Source organism: Microbacterium meiriae (genome assembly GCF_032364335.1).
Lineage (GTDB): Bacteria > Actinomycetota > Actinomycetes > Actinomycetales > Microbacteriaceae > Microbacterium > Microbacterium meiriae.
In genome coordinates, this window is sequence record NZ_CP133984.1 from 1,945,477 (window position 1) to 1,965,482 (window position 20,006).

A 20,006-nucleotide genomic window follows, 5' to 3' on the forward strand; every position below is an offset into this window, starting at 1 on the left:
CGTGCAACTCGACCGGCCGTCTACCCGTAGAAGAGCTGCTCGAAGGTTCTCCGGGCACGCCGGGTGACAGCCAGGTAGTCCTCCTCCAGCGGTGTCGCCGACCGGGGCGGGTAGCCGAGCAGACGGGCCAGGGCATCCAACTGACGACGGTCAGCGGGCAGCACGTCGCTCGTCTGACCCGTGAGCAGCGTGATGCCTGAACGGAGTCGGCTCGACAGCAGCCACGCCGCCCGGAGGCGCTCCGCGTCGTCCTCCTCGACGAGCCCGGCGCCGACCGCGGCGTCGAGTGCCTGCAGAGTCGACGTGGTGCGCAGGCCGGGGACATCGGTCGCGTGCTGCAGCTGGATAAGCTGCACGAGCCACTCCACGTCGCTGAGAGTCCCCGGTCCGAGCTTGAGATGACGACGCGGGTCGGTCCCCTGCGGCAGCCGCTCCCCCTCGACCCTGGCCTTGATCCGCTTGATCTCCCGGAGCCCTTGGAGATCGACCGCCTCCGGGTACCGGATGTTGTCCGCGAGTTCCATGAACCGCCCGATGAGCTTCGCGCTGCCCGCGACACCACGCGCCCGCAGCAGCGCCTGAGCCTCCCACGACAGCGACCAGCGACGGTAGTAGGCCGCGTAGGCGTCGATGGACCGGACGATCGGCCCGTTGCGTCCCTCCGGCCGCAGGCCCGCATCGAGGTCGAGCGGGAGGCGGTGGTCGGTCAGATGCTCGCGGAGACCCGCCACGATCCTCGTCGCGAGCTTCTCTGCCCTGCCAGGGTCGACACCGTTCGCGTCGTACACGTACAGGACATCCGCGTCGGACCCGAAGCCGAGCTCCGCACCGCCGAACCTCCCCATGCCGATGACCGCGAAGTCGAGCGCTGCGTCCTCCGGCGGGACGACCTCTCGGAGAACGGCGCGGAGGCCGGCCTGGATCGTCGCATCCGTGATGTCGGTGAGCGCGGTGGCCACCTCTTCGATGGTGACGACGTCGAGCACCGCGGCCATGGCGGTGCGCAGGAGCTCGCGACGCCGCAGGGCGCGGACGGCCCGTAGCGCGTCGGCCACCGTCTCATGACGCGTCTGGATCGCCCGCGCCTCCTCGTCCAGCGCCTGCGCGCTCCGCGGACGCAGCCGCTCGGCGCTGTCCAGCCAGGCCACCGACTCCGGGATCCACTCCAGCAGCTCGCCGATGTAGCGCGACGACGACAGCAGCCGGGTGAGGCTCTCTGCGGCGCCGGACGAATCCCGCAGCATGCGCAGGAACCACGATGTGTCGCCCAGCCGCTCGCTGATGCGGCGGAAGGCCAGGAGACCGTAGTCGGGGTCGCTGCCATCGGCGAACCAGCGCACCATCACGGGCATCAGGTGCCGCTGGATCGTCGCCTTGCGACTGATCCCGCGCGTCAGTGCCCCGATGTGCCGGAGGGCTCCGGCGGGATCGCGGAAGCCGATCGCGGCGAGCCGGTCATGGGCCTGCTCCGCGGAAAGGGTGCGCTCTTCCTCGGGCAGCCCCGCCACCGCGCTCAGCAGCGGGCGGTAGAAGAGGCGGGTGTGGATGTCGCGCACCTCGCGCCGGACACTCTCCCACCGAGCCCAGACGCCCTCCCCCGTGTCCGCCAGCTTCGTGCTGCGCGCCAGGATGCGCAGACCAGCGGGCGTCTTCGGCATGAGGTGGGTGCGGCTGAGATCACGCAGCTGGAGACGGTGTTCCATGAGCCGCAGCACGCGGTAGTCGTGCGCGAAGGCGCCCGCATCCGCACGGCCGATGTAGCCGCCCGCGACCAGCGCGTCCAGGCTCTCGAGTGTGCCGCGGGTGCGGAGGGACGCATCGGTGAGACCGTGCACGAGCTGCAGGAGCTGCACTGTGAACTCGATGTCGCGCAGCCCGCCCGCCCCGAGCTTGAGCTGATACGGGTCATCCTCCGGGTCGATGTGCTCCATGACCCGCTCGCGCATCCGCTGGACGCTCTCGACGAACTCCTCCCTGGCGGCGCTCGACCACACGCGCGGCTGCACGGCATCGATGTAGGCGGCGCCCAGTGCAGGATCGCCGGCGAGGAGACGAGCCTTCAGCAGCGCCTGGAACTCCCAGCTCTTCGCCCATCGGTCGTAGTACGCGACGTGGGAGGCGAGGGAGCGCACGAGCGCTCCCTGCTTGCCCTCGGGGCGCAGTGCCGCGTCGACCTCCCAGAGTGGCGGTTCGACCTCGATGGCGCTGAGGAAGCGCATGGTGTCCCTGGCCAGACGCGTCGCGATGTCGATCGCCTGCGGCTCGGACAGCGTCTCCTCGTCGGACGTGCCCCCGACGAAGATGACATCGACATCGCTGACGTAGTTGAGCTCCCTGGCACCCGCCTTGCCCATGCCGATCACAGCCAGCTGTGTCGTGGCGACGGCATCGCGACCTGACGACGGTGCCTGGCGCGTGCGGGCGATCGCGAGCGACGCCTCGAGGGCGGCGCCGGCGAGGTCCGCGAGGGAGGCGGCGACCTCGGCGACGACGTCTTCGGGTCGCGGGTGGCCGAGGTCGAACGCCGCGATCTCCGCGAGGTTCCGCCGATACGCGACGCGGAGGGCCACGATCGTCTGGTCCTCCGCCGAGTCGGCGAATCCGTCCTCGGCCCCGACGGCGGCGAGCAGCCGATCGCGCCAGACGTCCGCGGCGGGCAACGCGTCGACGCGTGCCGCAAGCACGTCGAGCTCCTCAGGATGGCGCAGGAAGAACTCGGCCAGCCCCACGGAGGCACCGAAGACGCGCCAGACACGTTGGCGCGTCTCCTCGTCGGTGACAAGGGCCCGCAGCGGGGACGACTCGCGTCGCGCCACCCGCAGCATCCCACGGACAGCCGCGTCGGGATCTGCAGCGACAGACGCCTCGAGCAGCATCGCCCGCGGTACGTCGAGCAGGCTCTCCAGCTCTGCCAGTGACGCCGCGGCCTCGCTCAGCTCGGCGAATCCGAGTCGAGCGAGGGCCGAAAGGGAGACGGAGGCGTCGGGGCGAGCCATGCCGTGCTCAGAGGAGCTCGAGGTTGTTCTTCAGCTCCAGCGGCGTGACCTGACCGCGATACGCCTCCCACTCCTTGCGCTTGTTGAGGAGCACGTAGTTGAAGACCTGTTCCCCGAGCGTCTCCGCGACCAGCTCGGAGGCCTCCATGTACTCCAGGGCGTGGTCGAGGCTGGCCGGAAGCGCCGAGTATCCCAGCGCCCGACGCTCGGCGTCGCTCAGCGCCCAGACATTGTCCTCCGCCTCCGGCGGAAGCTCGTAGCCCTCCTCGATGCCCTTGAGGCCGGCGGCGAGCATGAGCGCGTAAGCGAGGTAAGGATTCGCCGCGGAGTCGAGGGCGCGGTACTCGACGCGCGAGGACTGGCCCTTGTTGGGCTTGTACATCGGGACGCGGACGAGCGCGGAGCGGTTGTTGTGGCCCCAGGTGATGAAGCTCGGGGCCTCGTCGCCGCCCCAGAGCCGCTTGTAGGAGTTGACGAACTGGTTCGTCACCGCGGAGATCTCATTGGCGTGCTTGAGCAGACCCGCGATGAAGTGCCGACCGGTCTTGGAGAGCTGGTACTTCGCACCCTCCTCGTAGAAGGCGTTCTGGTCGCCCTCGAACAGCGACATATGCGTGTGCATGCCGCTGCCGGGCTGACCGCTGAGCGGCTTCGGCATGAACGTGGCGTACACGCCCTGCTCGATCGCGACCTCCTTGATGACCGTCCGGAAGGTCATCACGTTGTCCGCGGTGGTGAGGGCGTCGGCGTAGCGCAGGTCGATCTCGTTCTGGCCGGGGCCGCCTTCGTGGTGGCTGAACTCCACGGAGATGCCGAGGTCCTCCAGCATGCGGACGGAGCGCCGACGGAAGTCGTGCGCGGTGCCGCCGGGGACATTGTCGAAGTAGCCCGCGGAGTCGACGGGCACAGGCCCCTCGGGGCCGAAGGACGACGACTTGAGCAGATAGAACTCGATCTCGGGGTGCGTGTAGAACGTGAAGCCCGCATCGGCGGCCTTCGCGAGCGTGCGCTTGAGCACGTGACGGGGGTCGGCCACCGCGGGCTGGCCGTCGGGCGTGGTGAGGTCGCAGAACATGCGGGCGGTCGGGTCGATCTCCCCGCGCCACGGCAGCGTCTGGAAGGTCGTCGGGTCGGGCTGGGCGAGCAGATCGGACTCGTAGGTGCGGGTCAGCCCCTCGATGGCGGAGCCGTCGAACCCGATGCCCTCGGCGAAGGCACCCTCGACCTCGGCCGGCGCGATGGCGACGGACTTGAGTGTGCCGATCACGTCGGTGAACCACAGGCGCACGAACTTGACGCCGCGCTCCTCGATCGTCCGGAGGACGAAGTCCCTCTGCTTGTCCATGGCTACTCTGCGCCCTGGCCCTTCTCCGCACCGAAGCCGCTGGAGGGCTTCGCGTCCCAGCCCTGCTCCGCGGCCTCTTCCTCGGCCCAGGCGCGCGACCGCTCCTTGAGCACCTCGGGGGCGCGGTGCGCCTCGGCCTCCGTGTCGAACGGACCGATGCGGTCGATGGACGGCGAGAGCATGCCGAACTCGACCTCGCCCGTGGCGGAGTTGTACCAGTACTTGTGATCGCCGTCGGTCATGGCTGCTCCTTCTTCCCGCGAGCGGTTGGGGTGATGTCATCGATCCTACTGGCGTGCACCGTGGTCGCTAAGCTATCGGCCATGGCAAAAGCGATCGGCGTCGACATCGGCGGCACGGGCATCAAAGCGGGAATCGTCGACCTCGAACACGGCACCATGGCCTCGGATCGGGTGCGGGTACCCACTCCGGCCGGCGCGGCGCCGGAAGACGTCCTGGTCGCGGTCCAGACCGTCCTGAAGACGCTGGACGTGCACGAGTCGACCCTTCCGCTCGGCGTGGCGTTCCCCGCGATCGTCAAGCGCGGGAAGACGCTCTCCGCCGCCAACGTCTCGAAGGAGTGGATCGACTTCGATGCCGAGCGCTTCTTCCGCGACGGTCTCGGCCGGAACATCGTCTTCGTGAATGACGCGGACGCCGCCGGCGTCGCGGAGGCCCGCCACGGAGCCGCCCGCGACGTGCTCGGCTTCACGCTGCTGACCACGCTCGGCACCGGGATCGGCTCCGCGTTCCTGTATGACGGCGTCCTGCTGCCGAACACGGAGCTCGGGCACCTGAACTTCCGCGAGTACGAGTCCGTCGAGACGTATGCGGCCACCTCGGCGCGCGAGCGCGAGGGCCTGAGCTGGGCGGAGTGGGCCGAGCGCCTGCAGGCGTTCTACTCCCACATCGAGTTCCTCTTCAGCCCCGACCTGTTCGTGGTCGGCGGCGGCGTGTCGAAGAACGCGGGCGACTTCCTGCCGCTGCTCGACCTGAAGACGCCGATCGTCCCCGCGATCCACCGCAACAACTCCGGCATCATCGGCGCGGCCTCGCTCGCCGGCGACTGACCCTTCGACGGGCTCAGGGCCCTTCGACGGGCTCAGGGACCCAACGGGACTCAGGGCCCTTCGACGGGCTCAGGGACCCAACGGGGAAGGCCCCGATGACGTGAGTCATCGGGGCCTTTCTCGTTCGGGGCGAATGGGCCGACCTGTACGCCGGGTTCTGTTCCGGGGTTCTTCGCCCCTTCGACGGCCATCTCTCTCGGCGACACGTTGCCGTGCCGCTCCAGCGGTCTACCCGAGGACTCGGCGAGCCGCGTCATCATCCTCTGTCTGACCTTGCTCCGGGCGAGGTTTACCTGGCGGGCCGTGTCACCACGGCCCCCGGTGGTCTCTTACACCACCCTTTCACCCTTACCCCTCGCGGGGCGGTCTGCTCTCTGTGGCACTATCTCGCGGATCACTCCGGGTGGGTGTTACCCACCGCCCTGCCCTGTGGAGCCCGGACGTTCCTCGGTGCGGTTGCCCGCCACGCGACCGTCCAGTCGACCCATTCGCCCCTCCAGTCTACGGGGCCTCACTTCTCCGCGGAGTCCGCGATGCGCAGGTCGAGGGGCACGTCGATCGGGAAGGTGCCGAACAGGCGGGTCGTCGCGACGGCGGCGGCCTCGCGGACGGCGTCGGCGGCGGCCTCCGCATACTCCTGCGGCGTATGCAGGATCACCTCGTCGTGCAGGAAGAACGCCAGGTGCGGTTCCCGGGCGAACGGCCCTGACGCCTCCGCGGCGCCGAAGACCTCGGGGAGCTGCGCCAGGCGGTGGCGGATCTCGGCGAGCCAGATCAGCGACCACTCGGCCGCGGTGCCCTGGACGATGAAGTTCCGGGTGAAGCGCCCCCACTCCCGCGCGCGGCGGCGGGCGAGGGAGACCACGGCGGGGTCGGCATCGGCGCCGGTGGCGTCGGCCTGCAGCCGCATCCACTCCGTGGACGGCCGCGGCGAGGAGCGACCGAGCCAGGTCGAGACGATGCCGCCGTCCTCCCCCACGCGCGCCGCGTCGTCGACGAGCGCCATCGCGCGCGGATAGACCTTCCGCAGCCGCGGCACCAGCCGCCCGCTGTCGCCGCTGGTGGCGCCGTACATCGCTCCCAGCACCGCGTACTTCGCCTCCTCGCGCGTCGCGACGGCACCGGACGCGACGACGCCGGCGTAGAGGTCGCCGCCACGCGCCGCGTCCGCCATTGCCTCATCGGACGCCATGGCCGCGAGCATCCGCGGCTCGAGCTGGGCGACGTCCGCGACGACGAGTGCCCAGCCCGGATCCGCGCGTACGGCGGGGCGGAGGTTGCGCGGCAGCTGCAGCGCACCGCCGCCGGCCGACGCCCACCGTCCGGTGACGACGCCCCCGGGGATGTACACCGGACGGAAGCGGCCGTCCTGGACCCATTCCGACAACCAGGTCCAGCCGTTCGCGCTGAGCAGGCGAGACAGCTTCTTGTAGGCGAGGAGCGGTTCGATCACCGGGTGCTCGTGGGCGGACAGCTCCCACTTGCTCGTGGACTCCACCGACACGCCGACACGGTGCAGGGCCCGCAGCAACTTCGGCTGACTGTCCAGATGCAGCGTGGGGTCGTCGAGCAGGGCCCGCACCTCGTCGCCGCGTTCCACCATCCGTCGGGGCAGCCCGCCCGCTGCCGGACGCGCACCCAGCGTCTCGGTGAGGATCGCGTCATGCACCCGCGCGTCCCAGGGCAGCCCCGCGACGCGCATCTCCTCGGCGATCAGGCCGCCGGCCGACTCCGCAGCGCAGAGCAACGTCAGGCGGCCGTCCGTGGCCTCCGCCATCACGTTCCGCTGCGCGCGGTACTGCTCGAGCGCGGCCGTGATCGCGTCCTCGCCCGACTCCTCATCGAGGACGTCGAACAGGGAGGGGGTGGTGTCGACCGGGTCGCGACGCTCCCAGCCCGCGGCCGGGGGCAGCGGGGTGTTCACCATGGCGGTGTCGCGCAGGATCGCATGGCAGAGGACGAGGTCGTGGCTGCGCGTGATCCGGACCCCGGCGTTCAGCAGCAGCGCGTAGATCTCCGCCGCACTGCGGATGATCCATCGCGGCGTGTCGGCGGCTTCGACCTCAGCCACCCAGCCGGCGAGCTCGGACGCGGGGAGGAGGGTGCGCTGCTGCTCCTCGTCATGCTCGTCCAGCTCGATCGCGGCGTACTCCCCCGCACCGAGGCCGATCAGCGCGAGACGTCGCTCCGGGCCCGACGCCGGCACCGTCACGGGCGGTGCGCGCCGGATGCGCTCACGACGAGAGTCCCGACTCCTCAGTGCGCACGAGGATGCAGCCGCACTCGGGGCACGAGACCACCTCGTCCTCGGGCGCGCGACGGATGTCGTTGAGATCGGTGCCGGGGAGCATCATCCGGCACCCCTCGCACGTACCGCGGGTGAGGAGCGCGGCTCCGGCGCTGTTCACGGCGCGGCGATCATACTCCGCGAGCAGGGGCGCGGGAACCGTGGCGGCGACGGCCTCCCGGTCGCGCGCGAGCTGGGCGCCGAGCTCGGTCGCCGCAGCGACGTCGGCCTTGCCCTGGGCGGTGAGGGCGCTGCCCTCCGCGGTCGTCGCGTCCAACAGGGCCTGCTGCGCGGCCACGGCGGCGTCGGCCTCCTCGACCCGGCCCATGATGTCGAGCTCGGCGTCCTCGAGGTCGCTCAGGCGCTTGGCGAGGCTGGCGAGCTCGTGCTCCAGGGCCTGCGCCTCCTTCGGATTGGTGGCTGCCGCGAGGCGCTGGGCATCGCGGTCGCGGCGCTGCTCGGCGAGCGCGACATCGGACTCCAGCCGCGAAAGCTCGGTGCGGGCGTCATCCCTGGCACCGGTCAGAACCGTGAGCTCACGGAGCTGCTCCTGCCGGATGGCGACGAGTTCGGCGATCCGGCCCGCCTGGCTCGGCCGGGTGCGGGCTCGTTCCGCCTGCGCGATGCGCCGGTCGAGGTCCGCGATGTCGAGCAGGGTGCGCTGGTTCTCCGGGGTGGCGTTCACGCTCTCAAATCTAGTCGCTGCCGGGCCGAGCGCCGCATCACCGGATGTCGCCGTCCACGTAGAACCACGTCCGGTCCTCGCGGACGAAGCGGCTGCGCTCGTGCAGCGATCCGCGCGTGCCGCCCTGACGCCAGAAGGCCTCGAACTCGACCACGCCCACAGTGTCGAAAGGGCCGCCCGCCACGCGATCCACGATCACCAGCCGCCGCCATTCCAGGTCGGTGTCGAAGCCGATCGTCTCCGGTCGCGTATCCGGGTGCCAGGTGCGAAGGAGGTATGGGGCGTCCTCCCTTACGAACGCCGTGTACCGCGAGCGCATCAGCCGCTCGGCGGTCGGCGCAGCAGCCCCATCGAGGAGCGGTCCGCAGCAGGCGGCGAAGATGTCCCCGGAGGCACAGGGGCAGCGGGCGGACTCCGTCATGAGAGCGCGACGATCAGGGTCATGCCTGCCAGCATCGTGCAGAGGGCCGCGACCCTCCAACTCGCTCTACGCTGGAGGCACGCCAACGGAGGAGCAACGATGACCACTGTCCCCACCTTCCGCGCCCACAACGGCTTCACCCTGCCGGCTCTCGGCCTCGGGACGTACCGCCTGAACGGCGACGCCGGAGCGGATGCCGTCGCCCAGGCCCTCCGTGCCGGATACCGGCTCGTTGACTCGGCCTTCAACTACGAGAACGAGGGGTCCGTCGGCCGTGGCGTCGCATCCTCGGGCGTCCCCCGCTCCGAGGTCATCGTGACGACGAAGCTCCCTGGTCGCCACCATGCCCGCGCGACGGCGACCGCCAGCATCGAGGAGAGCCGCTCACGCCTCGGCATCGATGCCACCGACCTGCACCTCATCCACTGGCCGAACCCGAGCCAGGACGAGTACGTCGAGGCATGGACGGCTCTCGTGGACGCTCAGGCGCGCGGCGTCGTCCGCCAGATCGGCGTCTCGAACTTCCTCCCTGAGCATCTCGAGCGCATCGAGCGGGAGACAGGGGTCCGACCGGTCGTGAATCAGATCGAGGTGCACCCGTACTTCCCGCAGGAGGAGCAGCTGGCGTATCACCGCGAACGCGGCATCCTCACCGAGGCCTGGAGCCCGCTGGGTCGAGCGCAGGCTCTCCTCGACGAGGACGTCGTCCGCGAGGTGGCCGCCGCTCACGACATCACCCCGGCGCAGGCCGTCCTCGCCTGGCACGTGGCCAGAGAAACCGTCGCGATTCCGAAGGCATCCTCCGCGGCGCATCAGGCCGCGAATCTCGCCGCGGCCGCCGTGGTGCTCGATGACGCGGAGGTCGCTGCGATCACGGCGCTCGGACGCGCAGACGGGCGCCTGTTCGACGGTGACCCCGCCGTGCACGAGGAATCCTGAGTCACGACCGCTCAGACGCTCTGCGTGCCGAGGACGCGCAGGAACTCCAGCTTTCCGGCGGCCTCGCTGCCCGGCTGCGCTGTCAGGACGATGAGCGCCTGTGACTCGTCCTCCGTGAACAGCGCCTGACAGTCCACCTCGATCTCCCCCAGCTCCGGGTGGACGATCACCTTGTGCTGCTCGAAGCGACGGGCGACCTCGTGGGCCGCCCAGAGCTGCACGAACTCGGGGCTGCGCTCCGACAGGTCGGCCACGATCTCCCCGGCCCGCGACCGCGCGCCCATCGTTCCGTACGCCGCGCGCAGCGCCGCCACCAGTGCCCGGGACTGCCGGGGGTGATCGACCTCCCGGTACCGGCGTCGCTCCTCGTCCGGTCGCGCGAACCAGCGATGGATGCCGCTCCGGTCGAGGCCGGTCAGGGCGCTCGCGTCACCGATCAACGCCCGCGAGGCGTCGTTCTGCACCAGCACCTCGTCGAGAGGCGAGACCACGAACGCCGGGGTGTCGTGCAGACGATCGAGCACGCGGAGGATGCCGGGTCGGACGTAATCGGTGACCACCGTCCGATCGGGTGCGCTGAGCCCGCTCAGTCGATACAGGTAGTCGCGCTCGTCGGATGACAGACGCAGGGCACGAGCGAGGGCGGCGAGGATCTGCGCGCTCGGCTGCGGGCCCCGACGCTGCTCGAGACGTGTGTAGTAGTCCGTCGACATGGTCGCCAGCTGCGCGACCTCCTCCCGCCGCAGTCCCGCCGTCCGCCGACGCGGCCCCTCAGGCAGCCCCACATCGGCGGGACGGAGCGCCTCCCGACGGCGCAGGAGGAAGTCGGCCAGGGCATCGCGATCCATCCGTGCAGTATCCCCCGGACACCGGACGGGATCCAGGGACCGCCGATCCCCCGATCAGCCGTCTCTGGAACGGCGCCGGTGCAGCGCCGAGGCTGAGGTCATGGACATCACCGGAAACACCATCTTCATCCCCGGCGCGACGAGCGGGATCGGTCTGGCGCTGGCACTCCGACTGCAGGAGCGCGGCAACACCGTGATCGTGGGAGGGCGACGAGAGGACCGGCTGGCCGCGATCGCCGCCGAGCATCCCGGACTCCGCACCGTGCGCATCGACACCACGGACCCGGGAAGCATCGACGAGGCCGCGGCCGCGGTCCTCATCGCGCACCCGACGCTGAACGTGCTCATCACGATGGCGGGCATCATGCGCGCGGAGGACTGGACCACGCCGGCCGGCTTCCTGTCCACCGCCGAGGAGACCGTCACGACGAACATCCTCGGCCCGATCCGTCTCATCGCCGCCTTCATCGAGCACCTGCGAGCCCAGCCCGCGGCGACCATCATGACCGTCTCCTCCGGTCTCGCCTTCGCGCCCCTGAAGGTCACGCCCACGTACAACGCGAGCAAGGCAGCGATCCACATGCTCAGCGAGTCGCTCCGGCTCCAGCTCGCGGGGACGACCGTCGCGGTGCAGGAGCTCGAACCGCCGGCGGTGCGCACGGATCTCATGCCCGGGCACGCGGAGAACGATGCTGCTCTGCCCCTCGACGCGTTCATCGACGAGGTCATGTCCCTCATCGAGACCCAGCCCGACGCGACCGAGATCCAGGTCGAGCGGGTGAAGTTCCTCCGCTACGGCGAGGCTCGTGGCGACTACGACGAGGTCGTCGCGGTGCTCAACCGCACCGATCCGCACGGTCGGTGAACGCGGTGGATGGCCGGCCGCCCCACCGCCGTCACGCCTGCAGGGACGCGGCGACCGCGGTGAGCGCGTCGGCGGACTCCCGCAGCAGTCCGAGCTCCCGATCCGAGAACGCGGTCGTGCGGATCGGCACGGCGCCGGCGGCGCTGACGATCGACGGAACGGACAGGGCGACGCCGTCGATCCCGTGGAAGTCGTGGAGCACTGTGCTCACCGGCATCACCGCATGCTCGTCCCGGAGGATCGCCTCCACGATGCGCGCGCTGGAGAGTCCGATCGCATAGTTCGTGGCGCCCTTCCCCTGGATCACCTTGTAGGCGGCGTCGCGGACGTCGACGGCGATCTCGTCCAGCTCCTCCAGGGTGAAGCGCGGGTGGTCCGGGGTCTCCCAGTCGAGGATCGGGACCGTGCCGATCGTCGCCCGCGACCAGAGCGGGAACTCGGTGTCGCCGTGCTCTCCGATGATGTGGGCGTGCACGCTCGCCGTGGACACTCCCGCCCGCTCCCCCAGCTTCCAGCGCAGCCGAGACGTGTCGAGCACGGTGCCCGACGCGAAGATGCGCTCCGGCGGCAGTCCAGTCTCCTGCTGCGCGATGACCGTGAGCACGTCGCACGGGTTCGTGACGATGACGTAGACGGCGTTCGGCGCGACGGCGAGCAGCTCCGGCATCATGCGCCGGATGATGCCGGCGTTCACCCCGGCGAGCTCGGTGCGCGTCTGTCCAGGGTTCTGTTTCGCTCCCGCGGTGATGACCACGACATGGGAACCTGCGGCCACGGAGATGTCACTTCCGCCGATGATGTCGCTGCTGCCCGTGAACTGCGTGCCGTGCGCGAGGTCCAGCACCTCGGCCTCGACCTTCTCGGTCGCGATGTCGTACAGGGCGACGTGGCGTGCCGAGCCACGGATGAGCGCGGCGTAGGCGACGCTGGACCCCACGCTTCCCGCGCCGACGACGGTGAGCTTCGAGTTCTCGATGATCTCCATGCGCCCATCCTGACAGCGCGGGCGCTGTGACGGCAGGGGTCTCGCCGGGAGAATCGCAGCGTCATCACACCGCCGCGGCGACCGCCTCTGCTGCGGTCCGATGGGTGAACCGGAAGCCGGACTGCTCCAGCACTTCCGGCCGCACATCGGCGTCGGGGAGCAGCAACGACTCGGCGGCGTCGCCGAGGGCGAGGCGCAACGCCCACCGGGGAGCGGGCAGCCAGAACGGCCGGTGCATCCGCTGCGCGAGCGCGCGGCCGATCTCATTGGCTGATGCCCTCGTGGGTCCGGCGAGATTGACGGGCCCCGCGAGCTTCTCATCGAGGACATGGCGGATGCCGCGCACCTCGTCCTCCAAGGAGATCCACGGCCAGATCTGCGTGCCCGTCCCCAGAGGGCCGGCGACGCCGAGCTTCGTGAGCGTGATCATCGGACGGAGCACACCCCGGCGATGGATCACCGGTGCCGTCCGCAGCAGGGCGACCCGCGTGTGGTCCTCGGCGCGCCGCGCCGCGGTCTCCCACCGCACGGTGAGGTCGGCGAGGAAGGTGCTGCCGGGGCCGGAGTGCTCGGTGAGCACCTCGCCCGGCGCCGATCCGTAGTACCCCACGGCCGAGGCGGAGACGAAGGCAGGTGCGTCGGTGCGCAGGGCGCGCAGCGCGGTGGTGAGGGTGTTCGTCGCGTCGAGCCGCGATTCGACGAGTTGACGTCGATACCCGCGCGTCCACGGCAGGCGTCCGACGCTCGCACCGCCGAGGGCCACGACGGCCTCGGCGCCGGCGAGAACATCAGGGTCGAGGGCTGCGTCGCCCGGCGCCCACTCGACCTCGCCCTCCGCCTGCGGGGCCCGTCGCACCAAGGTGCTCACGTCGATCCCGTCGGCGCGGAGCGCGGCGGTGAGCGCGGATCCGATGAGGCCCGATGCCCCACTGATGACGATGCGTCGCTCCATTGCCGCTCCCCGCTGCAAACGATACGGGTGGGCCCTGCCGGGATCGAACCGACGACATCCACGGTGTAAACGTGGCGCTCTACCAGCTGAGCTAAAGGCCCTGGTGCGCTCAGTCTATCCGGGCGCGGATGCGCACCCGTGTCGTGGAAGAGGGCTAGGCTGAGGTCGGCGCGCGTTGTGCACGGCCGACAAGGCTGCCCGTGTCGCTTCCCGTTTCCTTGGCATGACCTGCCAGCTTGACGAAAGGTTCCCCCGTGACCGTCCACGACCAGGATCCGTACTCTCAGGGCCCCCTCGACAGCGATCCGGAAGAGACCGGTGAGTGGCAGCAGTCGCTCGACGAGCTGGTGGACGCCAAGGGCCACGGCCGCGGGCGCGAGATCATGCTCAGCCTGCTCAAGCGCTCCAAGGAACTGCACCTGAACGTGCCGATGGTTCCGACCACCGACTACATCAACACCATCGCCCCGGAGAACGAGCCCGAGTTCCCCGGCGACGAGGAGATCGAGCGCCGCTACCGCGCCTGGATCCGCTGGAACGCCGCCATCACGGTGCACCGCGCCCAGCGCCCCGGCATCGGCGTCGGCGGTCACATCTCGACCTACGCGTCCTCCGCGGCGCTCTACGAAGTGGGCTTCAACCACTTCTTCAAGGGCGCGGACCACCCCGGTGGTGCCGACCAGATCTTCATCCAGGGCCACGCCTCCCCCGGCACCTATGCCCGCTCGTTCCTCGAGGGTCGCCTGACCGAGGACCAGCTCGACGGCTTCCGCCAGGAGAAGTCGCACGCGCCGAACGGCATCCCTTCGTACCCGCACCCGCGCCTCATGCCGGAGTACTGGCAGTTCCCGACGGTGTCGATGGGTCTCGGCCCGATCAACGCCATCTACCAGGCGATGTCGAACAAGTACCTCGAGAACCGCGGCATCAAGGACACCTCGCAGTCGCACGTCTGGGCCTTCCTCGGCGACGGCGAGATGGACGAGGTCGAGAGCCGGGGTCAGCTCCAGGTCGCCGCGAACGAGGGTCTCGACAACCTCACCTTCGTCGTCAACTGCAACCTGCAGCGCCTCGACGGCCCGGTGCGCGGCAACGGCAAGATCGTCCAGGAGCTCGAGTCGTTCTTCCGCGGCGCGGGCTGGAACGTCATCAAGGTCGTCTGGGGCCGGGAGTGGGACGACCTGCTCGCCCGCGACACCGAGGGCGCGCTGCTCAACCTCATGAACGTCACCCCCGACGGGGACTACCAGACGTACAAGGCCGAGTCCGGCGCCTACATCCGTGAGCACTTCTTCGGCCGCGACGAGCGCACCGCCGCCCTGGTCAAGGACTACTCCGACGACGACATCTGGAACCTGAAGCGCGGTGGCCACGACTACCGCAAGGTCTACGCCGCCTTCAAGGCCGCGACCGAGCACAAGGGCAAGCCGACCGTCATCCTCGCGAAGACCGTCAAGGGCTACGGGCTCGGCCCGCAGTTCGAGGGCCGCAACGCGACCCACCAGATGAAGAAGATGACGCTGGACAACCTCAAGACCTTCCGCGACGCGATGCACATCCCGATCACGGACGCGCAGCTCGAGGAGAACCCGTACCTGCCCCCGTACTACAACCCGGGACCGCAGGACGAGACGATCCAGTACATGCTCGAGCGCCGTAAGGCCCTCGGCGGCTTCCTCCCGGAGCGCCGTTCGACCCACGTGGGCCTCTCCCTGCCCGAGGACAACGCCTACGCGCTGCCGAAGAAGGGCTCCGGCACGCAGGAGATCGCCACGACCATGGCGTTCGTCCGCCTGCTGAAGGACCTGCTGCGCTCGAAGGAGTTCGGCCACCGGATCGTGCCGATCATCCCCGACGAGGCGCGCACGTTCGGCATGGACGCGTACTTCCCGACCGCGAAGATCTACAACCCCAACGGCCAGCACTACACCTCGGTCGACCGGGAGCTGCTGCTCGCCTACAAGGAGAGCCCGCAGGGCCAGATCGTCCACGTCGGCATCAACGAGGCCGGCGCCGTCGCGGCGTTCACCGCAGCGGGCACCTCGTACGCCACGCACGGCGAGCCGCTGATCCCGATCTACATCTTCTACTCGATGTTCGGTTTCCAGCGCACCGGCGACGCCCAGTGGGCGGCCGGCGACCAGATGGCCCGCGGTTTCATCATCGGCGCCACCGCCGGACGCACGACCCTGACGGGTGAGGGCCTCCAGCACGCCGACGGCCACTCGCACCTGCTCTCCTCCACCAACCCGGCGACGGTCTCCTACGACCCCGCGTACGGCTACGAGATCGCACACATCATGCGTTCCGGTCTCGAGCGGATGTACGGCGGGCAGCACGAGGACCCGAACGTCATGTACTACCTCACGGTGTACAACGAGCCGATGGTGCAGCCCGCCGAGCCGGCCGACGTGGACGTGGACGGCATCGTCCGCGGTATCCACCGCGTCACCGTCGGCGAGGGCGACGGCCCCCGCGCGCAGCTCTTCGCATCCGGCGTCGGTCTGCCGTGGGCGCTCGAGGCGCAGGAGCTGCTGAAGAAGGACTGGGGCGTCGTCGCCGACGTGTGGTCGGTCACCTCGTGGACCGAGCTGCGCCGCGACGGCCTCGCCGCCGACGAGCACAACTTCCTCCACCCGGAGCAGGAGCCGCGCACCGCGTACCTCACGCAGAAGCTCCAGGGCGCCGAGGGTCCCGTCGTCGCGGTCAGCGACTTCATGCACGCCGTGCAGGACCAGATCCGCCCGTGGGTTCCGAACCGCTTCGCCACGCTCGGCGCCGACGGCTTCGGGTTCTCGGACACCCGTGCCGCGGCACGCCGCTTCTTCAAGATCGACGGACCGTCGATCGTCGTGCGCACGCTGCAGGCACTGGCCGAGGAGGGCAAGGTCGACCGCGGCCTCTCCGCTCAGGCCATCGAGAAGTACCGCCTGCACGACGTGAACGCCGGCACGAGCGGCAACGCAGGCGGCGAAAGCTGAGCCCTCGGTGACAGCTGCCTCCGCCGCCGGCATGGACAAGGCCGCCACGCTCACCTGGCTCCGCCGGATCTCCGGTGACATCGCCACGGTGACGATCAAGCGGCTGGAGGACACCCTCCCCTGGTACGCCGACATGCCACCGGCCCGCCGCTCCGCGGTCGGGCTGGTGGCGCAGGCGGGCATCACGTCATTCATCCAGTGGTACGACGACCCCACGTCCACCCCATGGATCGCCGCGGACATCTTCGCCGCCGCTCCCCGTGAACTGCTGCGGAGTGTGAGTCTGCAGCAGACGCTCCAGCTCATCCGCGTCACCGTCGAGGTGACCGAGGAGCGGGTCGCGGGCAAGGGCGCGGATCTCCGAGAGGCCATCCTGCTCTACTCGCGGGACGTGGCGTTCGCGGCGGCCGACGTCTACGCCCGCGCCGCCGAGGCCCGCGGCCTCTGGGACGCACGGCTCGAAGCGCTCGTCGTCGACTCGATCCTCACCGGCGAGGCCGACGAGGAGCTGCCCAGCCGGATCGCCGCGCTCGGGTGGCACGGTCACGGGGAGGTCGCTGTCCTCGTCGGGACCACGCCCCCGCAGTTCGACGTCGATCTGGTTCGCCGCACCGCGCGCAAGCTCGCGGTCGACGTGCTCATCGGGGTCCAGGGCTCGCGACTCGTCCTCGTGCTCGGACGCGCGCGCGTCGAGGGTCAGGAGGGCGAGGACGAGGAGCTCGGGTTCCAGGAGATCGCCACGCGTCTGGAGCCCTCGTTCGGCCCGGGCTTCGTCGTGCTGGGCCCGGCGGTCGCCGCCCTCGTCGACGCCAGCCAGAGTGCTCGTGCGGCCCTGGCCGGATTCGCCGTCGCCCGTGCCTGGCGCGGCGCACCGCGGCCGGTCGAGGCCGACGACCTGCTGCCCGAGCGCGCCCTCGCCGGCGATCCGCTCGCGAAGCAGACCCTCATCGAGCGCATCTACCGCCCGTTGCAGGCGCACTCGACCGACCTCGTCACGACGCTCTGGAGCTACCTGGACAACGGCCGGTCCCTCGAGGCGACGGCCCGCGAGCTCTTCGTGCATCCCAATACCGTGCGCTACCGCCTCAAGCGGGTGAGCGAGGTCATCGGGTGGGACGCGACCGGGCCCCGCGAGGCGCTCATCCTGCAGACCGCACTCATCCTCGGCTCCATCGGAGCCGCGGAGCAGGTCCGGCGCCGTTCGCCTCTGCGTCGCCCTCCGCGCTGACCGAGACGGCGAACCTGTGCGCCACACACAAGGGTTCCGCGCAATCTTGTGATGGATCATCCACCGTTCTGCCGCGATCGTTGGCAGACTGGGTGGGTGATTGTCGTCGTCTGCCCTGGACAGGGCTCGCAGACCCCCGGATTCCTCGCCCCCTGGCTCGAGCTCGACGGAGTGGAGGAGCGTCTCGCCGCCTACTCCGAGGCCGCGCAGGTCGATCTCCGCGCGCACGGCACCGAGTCGGACGCGGACACCATCCGCGACACCCGCGTCGCCCAGCCGCTGATCGTGGCCGCCTCCCTCGTCGCCGGTGACGCTCTCGTGGCCGCCGCCGGTCGCCGCGCGGACGGCATCGCCGGGCACTCCGTCGGGGAGATCGCCGCTCTCGTCGGCAGCGGTGTCCTGGACGCCACGACCGGCATGCGCCTCGTCGGCATCCGTGGGCGGGCGATGGCGGATGCCGCGGCCCAGACCCCGACCGGGATGAGCGCGGTCCTCGGCGGTGACGAGGAGACGCTCCTCGCCCGACTCGCCGAGCTCGGCCTCGCGCCGGCGAACTTCAACGGCGGCGGGCAGATCGTCGTCGCCGGCCCTCTTCCGGCCCTGGCGGCCCTCGCCGAGGAGCCGGTCAAGGGCACGCGCGTGGTGCCGCTCCAGGTCGCCGGCGCGTTCCACACCGACTACATGTCATCCGCCGTCTCGGTTCTTCGCGACGCCGTGGCCGACGTCCAGCCGGCCGACCCCGAGATCACGCTCTGGACCAACCGCGACGGCTCCGTCGTGACCGACGGAGCGACGGCGCTGGACTACCTCGTCGATCAGGTCTCCTCCCCCGTGCGGTGGGACCTCTGCATGACCTCCTTCGCCGACGCCGGCGTGACCGGCGTCATCGAGCTCGCCCCCGCGGGCGCCCTGGTCGGTCTCGCCAAGCGCGGCCTGCGCGGCGTGCCGACGGTCGCCGTGAAGACCCCCGAAGACCTCGAAGCCGCCGTCGCGCTGCTGAACGGAGAAGCCGCATGACCGCCTCCCTCGCCCAGATCGCCGGGCCCGCCTACACCCGCATCTACGCCTTCGGCGCGGCTCGCGGCGAGAACGCGGTGCCCAACGAAGACCTCATCGGGCCCATCGACTCGAGTGACGAGTGGATCCGGCAGCGCACCGGCATCATCACGCGCGTCCGGGCCGACAAGGGGACGGACGCCATCGACCTCGCGACCGAGGCGGCGGCCGAGGCCATCGAGAAGTCGGGTGTGCCGGCCGACCAGGTAGACCTCGTCATCGTCGCGACCATCAGCAACCCGAAGCAGACGCCGTCGGTCTCCGCGATCGTGGCGGACCGCGTCGGCGCCAACCCGGCTGCGGCGTACGACATCAACGCGGCCTGCGCCGGCTACGCGTACGCGGTGGCGCAGGCCGACGCGCTCATCAAGGCCGGTGCCGCCCGCCACGCCCTCGTGATCGGCACGGAGAAGCTGTCCGACGTCGTCGACCCCGCGGACCGCAGCATCTCGTTCCTCCTCGGCGACGGCGCCGGCGCGGCTCTCATCGGCCCGAGCGACACGCCGGGCATCGCCCCTGCCGTCTGGGGCAGCGACGGCTCCAAGGCCGACGCCGTCGGCATGAACGGCACCCTCACCGACTTCCGCGACGGCGTGGTGCCGTGGCCGACGCTCCGCCAGGAAGGTCCGACGGTCTTCCGCTGGGCGGTCTGGGAGATGGCGAAGGTCGCCCGCGAGGCGCTGGAGAAGGCCGGGATCGAGGCCTCCGACCTCGCCGCCTTCATCCCGCACCAGGCGAACATGCGCATCATCGACGAGTTCGCCAAGCAGCTCGGCCTTCCGGAGACCACCGTCATCGCCCGTGACATCGAGACCACCGGCAACACGTCGGCCGCCTCGATCCCCCTCGCCAGCCACCGCCTCATGGCCGAGCACCCGGAGCTCTCCGGCGGCCTCGCCCTGCAGATCGGCTTCGGCGCCGGCCTCGTCTTCGCGGCCCAGGTCGTCGTCCTCCCCTGAAGACGCGCCGACCTTCCCTAGACTGTTCCACGGTTCCGAATACAACCCGTAAGAAAGAGGAAGACCACCATGGCTTTCACCAACGATGAGGTCCTCGCCGGCCTCGCAGAGCTGATCACCGACGAGACCGGCATCAACGCCAGCGAGGTCGCCCTGGAGAAGTCGTTCACGGACGACCTCGACATCGACTCGATCTCGATGATGACGATCGTCGTCAACGCCGAGGAGAAGTTCGGCGTCACCATCCCCGACGACGAGGTCAAGAACCTGAAGACCGTCGGCGACGCCGTCAACTTCATCGTCGCGGGCCAGGAGTAATCCCGGCAGGATGCCACCCTCGCCCCGCGCGAGGCGTGGCATCCTCCGGCCCTGCCCATCCCCCGCACGAA

The 20,006-nt window shown here is 70.2% G+C and carries 17 protein-coding genes, 1 tRNA gene and 1 other RNA gene; 8 read left to right on the forward strand and 11 right to left on the reverse strand.

Going from position 1 to position 20,006, the window contains the following annotated elements:
• Positions 1-20: 20 nt before the first annotated feature.
• From RI211_RS09340 to RI211_RS09350, 3 genes are read right to left on the reverse strand one after another with little or no spacing between them, the layout of a single operon-like run.
• Positions 21-2,996 (reverse strand): bifunctional [glutamine synthetase] adenylyltransferase/[glutamine synthetase]-adenylyl-L-tyrosine phosphorylase, encoded by a 2,976-nt coding sequence (locus RI211_RS09340; protein WP_315637703.1) that lies wholly within the window; start codon positions 2,994-2,996, stop codon positions 21-23.
• Between the two features lie 7 nt (positions 2,997-3,003).
• Positions 3,004-4,341, reverse strand: a complete 1,338-nt coding sequence (gene glnA / locus RI211_RS09345; RefSeq protein ID WP_071329447.1) for a type I glutamate--ammonia ligase — start codon at positions 4,339-4,341, stop codon at positions 3,004-3,006.
• 2 nt (positions 4,342-4,343) lie between these two features.
• Positions 4,344-4,583 carry a hypothetical protein gene (locus RI211_RS09350; protein ID WP_101845512.1) on the reverse strand — a complete coding sequence of 80 codons (240 nt, stop codon included), beginning with the start codon at positions 4,581-4,583 and terminating at the stop codon, positions 4,344-4,346.
• Between the two features lie 81 nt (positions 4,584-4,664).
• Here RI211_RS09350 and ppgK point away from each other — a divergent pair, with 81 nt between their 5' ends.
• On the forward strand, positions 4,665-5,411 hold the full coding sequence (gene ppgK, locus RI211_RS09355; RefSeq protein ID WP_136052455.1) for a polyphosphate--glucose phosphotransferase: 747 nt from the start codon (positions 4,665-4,667) through the stop codon (positions 5,409-5,411).
• A gap of 130 nt (positions 5,412-5,541) precedes the next feature.
• On the opposite strand, the gene rnpB is transcribed toward ppgK, so the two are convergent.
• From rnpB to RI211_RS09375, 4 genes are all read right to left on the reverse strand, one after another.
• Positions 5,542-5,898: RNase P RNA component class A (gene rnpB, locus RI211_RS09360), an RNA gene on the reverse strand.
• A gap of 24 nt (positions 5,899-5,922) precedes the next feature.
• The gene (locus tag RI211_RS09365; protein WP_315637702.1) at positions 5,923-7,623 is read right to left on the reverse strand and encodes a bifunctional 3'-5' exonuclease/DNA polymerase; all 1,701 of its coding nucleotides are present in this window, start codon (positions 7,621-7,623) and stop codon (positions 5,923-5,925) included.
• A 22-nt stretch (positions 7,624-7,645) separates the two neighbouring features.
• The gene (locus RI211_RS09370; protein WP_259952445.1) at positions 7,646-8,383 is read right to left on the reverse strand and encodes a zinc ribbon domain-containing protein; all 738 of its coding nucleotides are present in this window, start codon (positions 8,381-8,383) and stop codon (positions 7,646-7,648) included.
• A 37-nt stretch (positions 8,384-8,420) separates the two neighbouring features.
• Positions 8,421-8,804: a YchJ family protein gene (locus RI211_RS09375; RefSeq protein ID WP_315637701.1), complete on the reverse strand. Its 384-nt coding sequence runs from the start codon at positions 8,802-8,804 to the stop codon at positions 8,421-8,423.
• Positions 8,805-8,903: 99 nt separating this feature from the next.
• Here RI211_RS09375 and RI211_RS09380 point away from each other — a divergent pair, with 99 nt between their 5' ends.
• Complete coding sequence (locus RI211_RS09380) at positions 8,904-9,743, forward strand: aldo/keto reductase (RefSeq protein WP_315637700.1); 840 nt, start codon at positions 8,904-8,906, stop codon at positions 9,741-9,743.
• Between the two features lie 11 nt (positions 9,744-9,754).
• Here RI211_RS09380 and RI211_RS09385 read toward each other — a convergent pair whose 3' ends face one another.
• Positions 9,755-10,591 (reverse strand): helix-turn-helix transcriptional regulator, encoded by an 837-nt coding sequence (locus tag RI211_RS09385; RefSeq protein WP_187661597.1) that lies wholly within the window; start codon positions 10,589-10,591, stop codon positions 9,755-9,757.
• Between the two features lie 100 nt (positions 10,592-10,691).
• Here RI211_RS09385 and RI211_RS09390 point away from each other — a divergent pair, with 100 nt between their 5' ends.
• Positions 10,692-11,456, forward strand: a complete 765-nt coding sequence (locus RI211_RS09390) for an SDR family oxidoreductase (RefSeq protein ID WP_315637699.1) — start codon at positions 10,692-10,694, stop codon at positions 11,454-11,456.
• A gap of 31 nt (positions 11,457-11,487) precedes the next feature.
• On the opposite strand, the gene RI211_RS09395 is transcribed toward RI211_RS09390, so the two are convergent.
• The 3 genes from RI211_RS09395 to RI211_RS09405 all read right to left on the reverse strand — a co-directional run bounded on the left by RI211_RS09395 (position 11,488) and on the right by RI211_RS09405 (position 13,494).
• Positions 11,488-12,441: an L-lactate dehydrogenase gene (locus tag RI211_RS09395; protein WP_187661599.1), complete on the reverse strand. Its 954-nt coding sequence runs from the start codon at positions 12,439-12,441 to the stop codon at positions 11,488-11,490.
• Between the two features lie 64 nt (positions 12,442-12,505).
• Positions 12,506-13,393 carry a TIGR01777 family oxidoreductase gene (locus RI211_RS09400; RefSeq protein WP_315637698.1) on the reverse strand — a complete coding sequence of 296 codons (888 nt, stop codon included), beginning with the start codon at positions 13,391-13,393 and terminating at the stop codon, positions 12,506-12,508.
• A gap of 28 nt (positions 13,394-13,421) precedes the next feature.
• Positions 13,422-13,494, reverse strand: a tRNA-Val gene (locus tag RI211_RS09405).
• 153 nt (positions 13,495-13,647) lie between these two features.
• On the opposite strand from RI211_RS09405, the gene aceE reads away from it, so the two are divergent.
• From aceE to RI211_RS09430, 5 genes are all read left to right on the forward strand, one after another.
• On the forward strand, positions 13,648-16,374 hold the full coding sequence (gene aceE / locus RI211_RS09410; RefSeq protein ID WP_315637697.1) for a pyruvate dehydrogenase (acetyl-transferring), homodimeric type: 2,727 nt from the start codon (positions 13,648-13,650) through the stop codon (positions 16,372-16,374).
• 31 nt (positions 16,375-16,405) lie between these two features.
• Entirely contained in the window at positions 16,406-17,602 is a 1,197-nt protein-coding gene (locus RI211_RS09415; RefSeq protein WP_187664166.1) for a PucR family transcriptional regulator, read from the forward strand.
• A 96-nt stretch (positions 17,603-17,698) separates the two neighbouring features.
• Entirely contained in the window at positions 17,699-18,619 is a 921-nt protein-coding gene (locus tag RI211_RS09420) for an ACP S-malonyltransferase (RefSeq protein ID WP_315637696.1), read from the forward strand.
• Entirely contained in the window at positions 18,616-19,617 is a 1,002-nt protein-coding gene (locus tag RI211_RS09425; RefSeq protein ID WP_315637695.1) for a beta-ketoacyl-ACP synthase III, read from the forward strand. Before RI211_RS09420 ends, RI211_RS09425 begins: the two co-directional genes overlap by 4 nt.
• Positions 19,618-19,686: 69 nt before the next feature.
• Positions 19,687-19,935 (forward strand): acyl carrier protein, encoded by a 249-nt coding sequence (locus tag RI211_RS09430; protein ID WP_017202249.1) that lies wholly within the window; start codon positions 19,687-19,689, stop codon positions 19,933-19,935.
• Positions 19,936-20,006: the final 71 nt, after the last annotated feature.